5 protein-coding genes are annotated in these 12,669 nt (G+C 63.6%); 2 read left to right on the forward strand and 3 right to left on the reverse strand.

Features of this window, described 5'->3' with window-relative positions:
• The first annotated feature begins 81 nt into the window (after positions 1–81).
• The gene (rpoB, locus tag DB708_RS25565) at positions 82–3,564 is read left to right on the forward strand and encodes a DNA-directed RNA polymerase subunit beta (protein WP_409347630.1); all 3,483 of its coding nucleotides are present in this window, start codon (positions 82–84) and stop codon (positions 3,562–3,564) included.
• A gap of 58 nt (positions 3,565–3,622) precedes the next feature.
• The gene (locus DB708_RS25570; protein WP_108926234.1) at positions 3,623–7,573 is read left to right on the forward strand and encodes a DNA-directed RNA polymerase subunit beta'; all 3,951 of its coding nucleotides are present in this window, start codon (positions 3,623–3,625) and stop codon (positions 7,571–7,573) included.
• A 97-nt stretch (positions 7,574–7,670) separates the two neighbouring features.
• Here DB708_RS25570 and DB708_RS25575 read toward each other — a convergent pair whose 3' ends face one another.
• The 3 genes from DB708_RS25575 to DB708_RS25585 all read right to left on the reverse strand — a co-directional run bounded on the left by DB708_RS25575 (position 7,671) and on the right by DB708_RS25585 (position 12,357).
• Entirely contained in the window at positions 7,671–9,368 is a 1,698-nt protein-coding gene (locus DB708_RS25575) for an APC family permease (RefSeq protein WP_108926235.1), read from the reverse strand.
• A gap of 111 nt (positions 9,369–9,479) precedes the next feature.
• Positions 9,480–10,697, reverse strand: coding sequence for a saccharopine dehydrogenase family protein (locus tag DB708_RS25580; protein WP_108926308.1), 1,218 nt, complete (start codon positions 10,695–10,697; stop codon positions 9,480–9,482).
• A gap of 169 nt (positions 10,698–10,866) precedes the next feature.
• The gene (locus tag DB708_RS25585; RefSeq protein ID WP_108926236.1) at positions 10,867–12,357 is read right to left on the reverse strand and encodes a gamma-aminobutyraldehyde dehydrogenase; all 1,491 of its coding nucleotides are present in this window, start codon (positions 12,355–12,357) and stop codon (positions 10,867–10,869) included.
• Between the last annotated feature and the right edge of the window lie 312 nt (positions 12,358–12,669).

Raw genomic sequence — 12,669 nt, forward strand, 5'->3', positions numbered from 1 at the left:
GCTTAACCGACACAATTCGCGGCGAACAGGTCCGGTGGCCCCGGTTCTCGTGAGTCGCACGAGGTGCTGGAAGGATGCATCTTGGCAGTTTCTCGCCAGAGCAAGACGGATTCCTCTTCTAACAACTCCGTGCCCGGAGCACCCGACCGAGTATCTTTCGCCAAGCTCCGCGAACCGCTTGAGGTTCCGGGGCTACTCGACGTGCAGACGGACTCGTTTGAGTGGTTGATCGGTGCGCCGCGTTGGCGCGAGATCGCCTCCGGCCGCGGGGACGTCAACCCGGTCGGCGGCCTCGAAGAGGTGCTGTACGAGTTGTCGCCGATCGAGGACTTCTCGGGCTCAATGTCGCTGTCGTTCTCCGACCCTCGCTTCGACGAAGTCAAGGCGCCGGTGGACGAATGCAAAGACAAGGACATGACGTACGCGGCGCCGCTGTTCGTCACGGCCGAGTTCATCAACAACAACACCGGTGAGATCAAGAGCCAGACGGTCTTCATGGGTGATTTCCCGATGATGACCGAAAAAGGCACCTTCATCATCAACGGCACCGAGCGCGTCGTGGTCAGCCAGCTGGTCCGGTCGCCCGGTGTGTACTTCGACGAATCGATCGACAAGTCGACCGAGAAGCTGCTGCACAGCGTCAAGGTGATTCCGAGTCGCGGTGCGTGGCTGGAGTTCGACGTCGACAAGCGCGACACCGTCGGTGTGCGCATCGACCGCAAGCGCCGCCAGCCGGTAACCGTGCTGCTCAAGGCACTGGGCTGGACCAACGAGCAGATCCACGAGCGGTTCGGCTTCTCCGAGATCATGATGTCGACGCTGGAGAAGGACAACACCGCCGGTACCGACGAGGCGCTGCTGGACATCTACCGCAAGCTGCGTCCAGGCGAGCCGCCGACCAAGGAATCCGCGCAGACCCTACTGGAGAACCTGTTCTTCAAGGAGAAGCGCTACGACCTGGCCCGCGTCGGCCGCTACAAGGTCAACAAGAAGCTCGGACTGAACGCCGGCAAGCCGATCACGTCGTCGACGCTGACCGAAGAAGACGTCGTCGCCACCATCGAGTACCTGGTGCGCCTGCACGAGGGCCAGCCGACCATGACGGTTCCCGGCGGCAGCGAGGTTCCGGTGGAGACCGACGACATCGACCACTTCGGCAACCGTCGTCTGCGTACCGTCGGTGAGCTGATCCAGAACCAGATCCGGGTCGGTATGTCCCGGATGGAGCGGGTCGTCCGTGAGCGGATGACCACGCAGGACGTCGAGGCCATCACGCCGCAGACCCTGATCAACATCCGTCCCGTCGTGGCGGCGATCAAGGAGTTCTTCGGCACCAGCCAGCTGTCCCAGTTCATGGACCAGAACAACCCGCTGTCGGGTCTGACGCACAAGCGCCGCCTGTCGGCGCTGGGCCCAGGTGGTCTGTCGCGTGAGCGCGCGGGCCTCGAGGTTCGTGACGTGCACCCGTCGCACTACGGCCGGATGTGTCCGATCGAGACCCCTGAGGGTCCGAACATCGGTCTGATCGGTTCGCTGTCGGTGTACGCGCGGGTCAACCCGTTCGGCTTCATCGAGACGCCGTACCGCAAGGTGGTCGACGGTGTGGTCAGCGATCAGATCGACTATCTGACCGCCGACGAGGAGGACCGCCACGTCGTGGCGCAGGCCAACTCGCCGATCGACGCCAACGGCCGGTTCGAGGAGACACGCGTTCTGGTTCGCCGGAAGGCGGGCGAGGTCGAGTACGTGCCGTCGTCCGAGGTGGACTACATGGACGTGTCGCCGCGCCAGATGGTGTCGGTGGCCACGGCCATGATTCCGTTCCTCGAGCACGACGACGCCAACCGTGCCCTGATGGGTGCGAACATGCAGCGCCAGGCGGTTCCGCTGGTGCGTAGCGAGTCGCCGCTGGTCGGTACCGGTATGGAGCTGCGCGCCGCGATCGACGCCGGCGACGTGGTGGTGGCCGACAAGGCGGGCGTCATCGAGGAGGTGTCCGCCGACTACATCACCGTGATGGCCGACGACGGCACCCGGCACACCTACCGGATGCGCAAGTTCGCGCGGTCCAACCACGGCACCTGCGCCAACCAGTCGCCGATCGTGGACTCCGGTGACCGGGTCGAGGCCGGCCAGGTGCTCGCCGACGGTCCGTGCACCGAAAACGGTGAGTTGGCTCTGGGCAAGAACCTGCTCGTGGCGATCATGCCGTGGGAGGGCCACAACTACGAGGACGCGATCATCCTCTCCAACCGCCTGGTTGAGGAGGACGTGCTCACCTCGATCCACATCGAGGAGCACGAGATCGACGCCCGCGACACCAAGCTGGGCGCCGAGGAGATCACCCGGGACATCCCGAACGTCTCCGACGAGGTGCTGGCCGATCTCGACGAGCGCGGCATCATCCGCATCGGTGCCGAGGTTCGGGACGGCGACATCCTGGTCGGCAAGGTCACCCCGAAGGGTGAGACCGAGCTGACTCCGGAAGAGCGGCTGCTGCGGGCCATCTTCGGTGAGAAGGCCCGCGAGGTCCGCGACACCTCGCTGAAGGTGCCGCACGGTGAGTCCGGCAAGGTGATCGGCATTCGGGTGTTCTCGCGTGAGGACGACGACGAACTGCCCGCCGGTGTCAACGAACTCGTCCGCGTCTACGTGGCCCAGAAGCGCAAGATCTCCGACGGTGACAAGCTCGCCGGACGCCACGGCAACAAGGGCGTCATCGGCAAGATCCTGCCGGTCGAGGACATGCCGTTCATGCCGGACGGCACTCCGGTGGACATCATCCTGAACACCCACGGTGTGCCGCGACGGATGAACATCGGCCAGATCCTGGAGACTCACCTCGGTTGGGTCGCCAAGGCCGGTTGGAACATCGAGGGTGCCCCCGAGTGGGCGGCGAACCTGCCGGAGGACCTGCGGCATGCCGCGCCGGACCAGATCGTGTCGACTCCGGTGTTCGACGGTGCCAAGGAAGAGGAGCTGCAGGGGCTGCTGTCCTGCACGCTGCCAAACCGTGACGGCGACGTGATGGTGAACGCAGACGGCAAGTCCAGGCTGTTCGACGGCCGCAGTGGCGAACCGTTCCCGTACCCGGTGACCGTTGGCTACATGTACATCATGAAGCTGCACCACCTGGTGGACGACAAGATCCACGCACGGTCCACGGGTCCGTACTCGATGATCACGCAGCAGCCGCTGGGTGGTAAGGCACAGTTCGGTGGACAGCGATTCGGTGAGATGGAGTGCTGGGCCATGCAGGCCTACGGCGCGGCGTACACGCTGCAGGAGCTCTTGACCATCAAGTCCGACGACACCGTCGGCCGGGTCAAGGTGTACGAGGCGATCGTCAAGGGCGAGAACATCCCGGAGCCGGGTATCCCCGAGTCGTTCAAGGTGTTGCTCAAGGAGCTGCAGTCACTGTGCCTCAACGTAGAGGTGCTGTCCTCGGACGGCGCGGCGATCGAACTGCGCGAGGGCGAGGACGAAGACCTCGAACGTGCCGCGGCGAACTTGGGAATCAACCTGTCTCGCAACGAATCTGCGTCCGTTGAGGATCTGGCCTGACCGCGGCGTAGCCGCGGCGCTAACTGGTTACTAAACCCGCAAGGGGAAAGGAAGTTACGTGCTCGACGTCAACTTCTTCGATGAACTCCGTATCGGCCTGGCCACCGCGGAGGACATCAGGCAATGGTCTTACGGCGAGGTCAAGAAGCCGGAGACAATCAACTACCGCACGCTGAAGCCAGAGAAGGACGGCCTGTTCTGCGAGAAGATCTTCGGACCTACTCGCGACTGGGAGTGCTACTGCGGCAAGTACAAGCGCGTGCGCTTCAAGGGCATCATCTGTGAGCGCTGTGGCGTCGAGGTGACTCGCGCCAAGGTGCGTCGGGAACGGATGGGGCACATCGAGCTGGCCGCGCCGGTCACGCACATCTGGTACTTCAAGGGTGTGCCGAGCCGGTTGGGTTACCTGCTCGACCTGGCGCCCAAGGACCTCGAGAAGATCATCTACTTCGCGGCGTATGTCATCGTCGGGGTCGACGATGAGATGCGGCACAACGAGCTGTCGACGCTCGAGGCCGAAATGGTGGTGGAGCGCAAGGGTGTTGAGGACCAGCGTGATGCCGACCTGGAAGCCCGCGCGCAGAAGCTAGAGGCCGACCTGGCCGAGCTCGAGGCCGAGGGCGCGAAAGCCGATGCGCGGCGCAAGGTTCGGGACGGCGGCGAGCGTGAAATGCGTCAGCTCCGCGACCGCGCCCAGCGTGAGCTGGACCGGCTGGAGGACATCTGGACGACCTTCACCAAGCTGGCTCCCAAGCAGCTGATCGTCGACGAGAACCTCTACCGTGAGCTCATCGACCGTTACGGCGAGTACTTCACCGGTGCCATGGGTGCGGAGTCGATCCAGAAGCTGATCGAGAACTTCGACATCAACGCCGAGGCCGACATCCTGCGCGACGTCATCCGGAATGGCAAGGGACAGAAGAAGCTTCGTGCGCTGAAGCGTCTGAAGGTCGTCGCGGCCTTCCAGCAGTCGGGCAACTCGCCGATGGGCATGGTTCTCGACGCGGTGCCGGTGATCCCACCGGAGCTGCGTCCGATGGTGCAGCTCGACGGTGGCCGGTTCGCTACCAGCGACCTCAACGACCTGTACCGCCGCGTGATCAACCGCAACAACCGTCTCAAGAGGCTGATTGACCTCGGTGCGCCCGAGATCATCGTCAACAACGAGAAGCGGATGCTGCAGGAGTCCGTCGACGCGCTGTTCGACAACGGTCGTCGTGGCCGTCCGGTCACCGGGCCGGGCAACCGCCCACTCAAGTCGCTGTCGGATCTGCTCAAGGGTAAGCAGGGCCGGTTCCGGCAGAACCTGCTCGGAAAGCGTGTCGACTACTCGGGCCGTTCGGTCATCGTGGTCGGTCCGCAGCTCAAGCTGCACCAGTGCGGTCTGCCCAAGCTGATGGCGCTGGAGCTGTTCAAGCCCTTTGTGATGAAGCGGCTGGTCGACCTCAACCACGCGCAGAACATCAAGAGCGCCAAGCGAATGGTCGAGCGTCAGCGTCCCCAGGTGTGGGACGTGCTCGAAGAGGTCATCGCCGAGCACCCGGTTCTGCTGAACCGCGCGCCTACCCTGCACCGACTCGGCATTCAAGCCTTCGAGCCAATGCTGGTGGAGGGCAAGGCCATTCAGCTGCACCCGTTGGTTTGTGAGGCTTTCAACGCCGACTTCGACGGTGACCAGATGGCGGTGCACCTGCCGCTGAGTGCCGAGGCGCAGGCTGAGGCTCGCATCCTGATGTTGTCGAGCAACAACATCTTGTCGCCCGCGTCCGGCCGTCCGTTGGCCATGCCGCGACTCGACATGGTCACCGGCCTGTTCTTTCTGACCACCGAGGTGGACGGGGCCGAGGGCGAATACCGGCCGGCTGCCAAGGATCAACCCGAGGTGGGCGTGTATTCCTCGCCGGCCGAGGCGATCATGGCGTCGGACCGTGGTGTGCTCTCGGTGCGGGCAAAGATCAAGGTGCGGCTGACGCAGCTGCGTCCGCCGGCCGAGATTGAAGCCGAGCTGTTCGGTCAGAACGGTTGGCAGCCCGGTGATTCATGGATGGCCGATACGACCCTGGGCCGGGCGCTGTTCAACGAGCTGCTGCCGCTGGGCTATGCGTTCGTGAACAAGCAGATGCACAAGAAGGTGCAGGCTGCCATCATCAACGATCTGGCCGAGCGCTACCCGATGATCGTGGTTGCGCAGACGGTCGACAAGCTCAAGGACGCAGGTTTCTACTGGGCGACCCGAAGCGGTGTCACGGTCTCGATGGCCGACGTGTTGGTTCCGCCGCGTAAGAAGGAGATCCTCGACCACTACGAGGACCGGGCGGACAAGGTCGAAAAGCAGTTCCAGCGTGGTGCTTTGAACCACGACGAGCGCAACGAGGCGCTGGTGGAGATCTGGAAGGAAGCCACCGACGAGGTCGGTAAGGCGCTGCGGGAGCACTACCCGGCCGATAACCCGATCATCACGATCGTCGACTCGGGCGCCACGGGTAACTTCACCCAGACCCGAACGCTGGCCGGCATGAAGGGTCTGGTGACCAACCCGAAGGGTGAGTTCATCCCGCGTCCGGTCAAGTCGTCGTTCCGCGAGGGCCTTACCGTGCTGGAGTACTTCATCAACACGCACGGTGCTCGAAAGGGCTTGGCGGACACCGCGTTGCGTACCGCCGACTCCGGGTACCTGACCCGTCGTCTGGTGGACGTCAGCCAGGACGTCATCGTCCGCGAGCACGACTGCGAGACCGAGCGTGGCATCATCGTCGAGCTGGCTGAGCGTCAGCCGGACGGCACCCTGATCCGCGACCCGTACATCGAAACCTCGGCGTATGCACGGACTTTGGGCGCCGACGCGGTCGACGAGGCCGGCAACGTGGTTGTCGCGCGTGGTGAAGACCTGGGTGACCCGTCGATCGAGGCTCTGCTGTCCGCGGGCATCACGCAGATCAAGGTGCGCTCGGTGCTGACCTGCACCACCGGCACCGGCGTCTGCGCGACCTGCTACGGGCGCTCGATGGCCACCGGCAAGCTGGTGGACATCGGCGAGGCCGTCGGTATCGTCGCGGCGCAGTCCATCGGTGAGCCCGGCACGCAGCTGACCATGCGTACCTTCCACCAGGGTGGTGTCGGTGAGGACATCACTGGCGGTCTGCCTCGTGTGCAGGAGCTGTTCGAGGCGCGGGTGCCGCGCGGTAAGGCGCCGATCGCCGACGTCACCGGGCGGATTCAGCTCGAGGACGGCGAGCGCTTCTACAAGATCACCATCGTCCCCGACGATGGTGGCGAGGAAGTCGTCTACGACAAGCTCTCCAAGCGGCAGCGGCTGCGTGTGTTCAAGCACGAAGACGGTTCCGAGCGAGTGCTTTCCGACGGCGATCACGTCGAGGTTGGCCAGCAGCTGATGGAAGGCTCGGCTGACCCGCATGAGGTGCTGCGCGTGCAGGGCCCCCGCGAGGTGCAGATCCACCTGGTCCGCGAGGTCCAGGAGGTCTACCGCGCTCAGGGTGTGTCGATCCACGACAAGCACATCGAGGTGATCGTTCGCCAGATGCTGCGCCGCGTCACGATCATCGACTCGGGTGCGACCGAGTTCCTGCCGGGTTCGCTGATCGAGCGTGCCGGGTTCGAGTCGGAGAACCGTCGGGTGGTGGCCGAGGGTGGCGAGCCCGCCGCCGGCCGTCCGGTGCTGATGGGTATCACGAAGGCGTCGCTGGCGACCGACTCGTGGCTGAGTGCGGCGTCGTTCCAGGAGACCACGCGAGTGCTGACCGATGCGGCGATCAACTGCCGCAGCGACAGGCTCAACGGTCTGAAGGAGAACGTGATCATCGGAAAGCTGATCCCGGCCGGTACCGGTATCAACCGGTACCGCAACATCCAGGTGCAGCCGACCGAAGAAGCCCGTGCTGCGGCGTACACGATCCCGTCCTACGAGGATCAGTACTACAGCCCGGACTTCGGCCAGGCCGCCGGTGCTGCGGTTCCGCTGGACGACTACGGCTACAGCGACTACCGCTAAGTCAACAATCGAAAAAGCCCCGGGTTTTGCCCGGGGCTTTTTCGTGCGCCCGGGTCGTCGGCGGCAAGACGCGACCCTTGGGGTGTTTCGCGAACTTCTAGCCGGTCTGCGACGGGTTGGCGACACCTTCAGCCGCCGGCAGGCTGGACATGTTGGACAAGTCCGCGGCGATCACTGTCTGGGTGGCGCAGGAGACGTGCGGCGCGAAGTGCGGGGCCGTGGTCATGGCCGGTTCGGACAATGCTTCGGCGCACTGGCGCCGAAGCGTCCGGCCGTGAAAGAAGCTCGGCGATATTGCCCACCAAGTGAACATCAGGATTACCCCGAGCACCATCGAGCCGACGCCGACCACAGCCACCGCGCCGAACCCAAAGATCGTGACGTTGCGATCGTGGTCGACGAGCCAGTCCGCCTTGGCATATTCGATCAGGCCGAAGACGAAGACGATTGTCAGCAGGACCCCGCCTAGCAGCGGAAGCACTCCGCGCATCACGAAGTCGCGTAGTGAATTGGTGAGGGTCTTGCGGTAGTACCGGACGCAGGCGTAGCCGGTGAGCCCATAGTAGAACGCGATCACCAATCCGACCGACCCGATCAGGGCGCTGAGCAAACTCGAACTGATCACCGTAAATAGGACGTAGAACAGGATCGATGCCGCTCCCATCACGATCGTCGACACGGTCGGCGTGAGGTATCGGGGGTGCATCTTCGTGAATGAGTCGGGCAGCGCCTTAAACACTGCCATCGACAGCGTGGTCCGCGCGGTCGGCATGATGGTCGTCTGTGTCGAGGCCGACGCCGACGTCAGGATCGATGCCGAGAGCAACAGCAGCCCGATCTTGCCGAGCAAGCCGTCGCCGAACAGGGCCGGGCCGAACGCGGAGAATACATCCTCGGAGTTATCCGGATTGCCCAAGCCGCTGCCTTCGACGCCGATGCCGGCGAACGCGATGGTCGACACCGTCACCAAGGCGTAGGTCGCCAGCAGCAGGAAGGTCGAGAGTACGGCCGCGCGCCCGGGGGTGTGGCCGGGATCGTCGGACTCTTCGTTGCACGCCACCGCGGTGTCAAAGCCCCAGTAGATGAAAATTGTGATGAGCAACGCCGGGGCGATGGACGTGCTGAAGTCCAGACCGCCGGGCCAGAACCAGGACAGCGACGGCCGTAGCGAGCCCGGCGGGGCGTTGTTGGTGTAAACCCTAATCAGCGCGATAGCTGAGATGGCTACCAACACAACGATTTCGACGGATAGCAGTATGTACTGAAGCCGGGCCGACACTTCGATGCCGCGGTAACAAATGTAGGTCATCGCTGCGATCCAGATCACGCCCGCGAGCGTGGTCCACACTGTACTGCTGGCCAGGCCGGCAGCCGAATGCCAGCCGAGATCTGCGACGAACGTGAACGAGTACGTGCCGGCGATTTGCGCCAGGTTAGCCATCACGATCACGTCGGCAGCGATGATGCCCCAGCCCCCGAGCCATCCGGTGATCGGCCCGAATGCGCGCGATGCCCACGTGAATGTCGTCCCGCAGTCGGGTTCGGCTTTGTTCAGCTCCTGGTACGCGACGGCGATCAGATACATAGGGATGAACGAGAGCAGTACGATCGCCGGGGCCTTCACACCGCAAAGCAACGCGCCGCGGTGAGCGACGATGAGCCCCAACGTCGCCGCCAAGCTGTAAGCCGGTGCGGTGGAGGCCGTGCCGATGACGATGCTGGAGAGCAACCCGACCACGCCGCCTTTGAGGCCCTTGCTATTCACGGGAATGCTCGTGGCTTCGCCCTTGCTCATCCAACCTCCTGCTGATCGCTTGGTCCTGCAAAGCGTGCGGTTGTGCGGTGAGTCTGCTTGCTCGCCAACCGAATCGGTTCTGCACCGTGACCACAAGGCCACAGATGTAACTCAACTTCGGATGGGCAACTCTTGTAAGCCCCACGGCGACCCGTAGGCGCCGAGTAGCTCTAAGAAGGGCACCGAGTCGAACGCCTCCGGGCCGAGCACCCCCGAACCGCGCCAGGTCCCGCTGGCCAACAGCTCAAGCGCCACAACCGGATTGATCGCCGTCTGCCAGACCACACACTGGTGCCCATACTCGTCCATCGACCATTGGTTATCGACGACGTGATACAGGTAGGTCGACCGCGGGTTGCCGTCCTTGCCGGTTCCGGTCACCCACAAACCTGCACATGTCTTTCCGTGCATCTTCGGTCCCAGGGTCGCCGGATCGGGCAGGCATCCCGCGACCACGTCGCGCGGGCTGACTTGCGCGCCACCGACCGCGACCTTCCCCGTGCGGTCCAGCCCGAGCTTGTGGAGCGTCTTGAGCACGTCGATGAACTCAGAGCCCAGACCGTATTTGAAGGTGACCCGCTTAGCTTTGACCCAGCGCGGCATCAACAGCACTTCCTCGTGCTCCACGTTGACGCATTCCACCGGGCCGATGCCGTCTGGGAAGTCGAAAACCTCTGGCTCGCTGAAGGGTTCAGTGACGAACCAGCCGCGGTCGTGCTCCCAGATAACCGGCGGGTTGAGGCACTCCTCGATGGTGGTCCAGATCGAAAACGACGGCGCGAAGTCGTATCCATCCACGGTGAGATTGGCGCCGTCACGGGTGCCAAGCTCGTCGATTTCGGTGAACAGGTGATCGGCGGCATACCGGGCAAATACGTCGGAAAGCCCCGGCTCGACCCCCATGCCGAGCAGCGCAAGCCGATCAGCCGCCCGCCATTGCTCGGCGGCGGAGAACTGCTGGTCGCCGAGCTTGATTCCCGCCAGCCGATAGGGCTCTTCGGGGTGGCGCTGGGACAAGCTCATCGCCATGTCCAGATAGTCGGCTCCGGCGGCCAGCGCCCCATCGAAGATCGGCATCACGAATCGCGGGTCGACCGCGTTCACTACGTGGGTGATTCGGTGTTGCCGTGCCGCGGCGGCCACCGCGTCCGCGGATCCAGCGTCCAGGCGATCTGCAGTAAATCGGCTATCGGCCAACGCTTGGGTGATTTGATTCGCTTTTGCTTCGTTGTAATCACAGACCACGACGTGCTGAAAGAAGTTGCGGCGCGACGCTATCGAGCAGAACGCGGCGCCTACGCCCCCGGCGCCTACTAACAAGATTCGCATCGGTGAACTGCCCGATTGCGGAATCGTGGCAGATGACGATTTGTGCTGCACTTCCAACTTGGTCATGCGCTATCTAGACCTTCCTGGTCAGCTCGGAGATATTGGACGGAATCGGCGTGTGCCGCAGAAGCTGGGTGCATCGAAGAGCGGTCGTAGGACGACCGGGACGTCAGTTGCGGATCGCAAAAACTGTTCGATGCCAAGGTTTTTCGGCCACTCCGGTGATGTCGCTCATCACGTGTTTGATGGTCAGGTACTCCTCGAGCGAATAGTCGGACATGTCCTTGCCAAAGCCGGACGCCCCGAGGCCGCCGTGTGGCATCTCGCTGATGATCGGGATGTGGTCGTTGATCCAGACGCAGCCGGCCTTGATCTCGCGCGAAGCCCGCTGCGCCCGGTAGATGTCGCGGGTCCATGCAGAGGCCGCCAGGCCATAGTCGGTGTCGTTGGCCTGCCGCAGCGCGTCATCGTCGCCGTCGTGCGGTCGCACTGTGAGCACCGGGCCGAATATCTCGTCGCGATAGGCTTGCGAGCGTTCGTCGACGTCGGCGAGCAGCGTCGGTGGGTAGAACGCGCCGACCGAATCTGGCGATTTGCCGCCGACGACGATGCGGGCTCCCTCAGCGGGCGCTCTGGCAACGATGTCCGCCACCCTGCGGCGATGGGCGAGTGAAATCAGGGGCCCTAAGTCGGTATCGGGATCGGTGGGATCGCCCACCACTACCTTCGACATCACCTCGGCCACTCCGCAGATGAAGTCGTCGTAGAGGTCACGGGCCACGATCGCGCGGGTGGCCGCGGTGCAGTCCTGGCCCGAGTTGATCAACGCGCCAGCCACCGCGCCGTGCACGGCGGCATCGATGTCGGCGTCGTCGAACACCACGAATGGCGCCTTGCCGCCGAGCTCAAGCTGGGTACGGTGACCGTGGACGGCCGCAGCCGCCATCACATTGCGGCCCACCGCCGTCGAGCCGGTGAAAGTAACCATGTCCACGCCTGGGTGGGCAGCCAACGCGGTCCCGACGTCGGCGCCCAGGCCGGTGACGACGTTGAACACACCGTCGGGCAGTCCAGATTCGGTCGCGAGCCGGGCCAGCGTCAGTGTTGTGAGTGGGGTGAGTTCGCTGGGCTTGATGACGACGGTGCAGCCGGCTGCCAACGCCGGCAATGTCTTCCACACCGCCATTTGCAGCGGATAATTCCAGGGCGTGATGGCAGCCACCACGCCGAGCGCTTCGCGGCGGATGTTCGAGGTGTGCTCGGCAGAGTACTCCGCGCTTGCCAGTCCATGCAGATGTCTTGCGGCGCCGGCGAAGAACCCGATGTTGTCGACGCTGCCGGGCACATCGAATTCCTCGGCCAATCGCAGAGGCTTACCGGTTTGGCGCACCTCTTCATCGACGAGTTCACGCGCGTGTAGCTCGGTCAGCTCCGCCAGCCTGGTCAGCACGGTGCAGCGTTGCGCGGGGGTGGCGGTGGCCCATTCCCGCAGCGCGAGACGCGCCGCGGGAATGGCGCGATCGACGTCGGCGGGCGTACCAAGGGTCAATTCCGCCACCGTTTCCTGGTTGGCAGGGTTTATCACCGCGTGCCGACCCCCAGAGCTGACTTCCGAGGCGCCGTTGATCCAACTTCCGGCGAGCGACACGGTTGCTGTCATGAGGCCAAGATAGCTGACTATCAAAAGGAAATGCGATGTATATCGCACTTCTGGTCAATGATAACGACGTTTTCACTATTGAAATTGACATTCAACAACGGATTCCGTAGTTCAGCGGCGTGGTGACCGAAACCGGAGCGACTGCACACCGGATGCGGCAAGTTAGCCGACCAGACTGCGACGCTGTCCGGCTTGCTCTCAACCCGGCGTCATTTACTCCAAATGCGTTGAACTGTAATGGAATTAGTGAGAATGAATGACAGACCTCTCCGCCGCCGCTGAGCTATTTCGAACAAGTGCAAGAGGTCTGCG

Origin of the sequence: Mycobacterium montefiorense (assembly GCF_003112775.1) — a bacterium.
GTDB classification, from domain to species: domain Bacteria; phylum Actinomycetota; class Actinomycetes; order Mycobacteriales; family Mycobacteriaceae; genus Mycobacterium; species Mycobacterium montefiorense.

Excerpts from the sequence above, each read along its gene's own strand:
- DB708_RS25575 (WP_108926235.1), bottom strand. The coding sequence starts at position 9,368 with ATGAGCAAGGGCGAAGCCACGAGCATTCCCGTGAATAGCAAGGGCCTC.
- DB708_RS25580 (WP_108926308.1), bottom strand. The coding sequence starts at position 10,697 with ATGCGAATCTTGTTAGTAGGCGCCGGGGGCGTAGGCGCCGCGTTCTGC.
- DB708_RS25585 (WP_108926236.1), bottom strand. The coding sequence starts at position 12,357 with ATGACAGCAACCGTGTCGCTCGCCGGAAGTTGGATCAACGGCGCCTCG.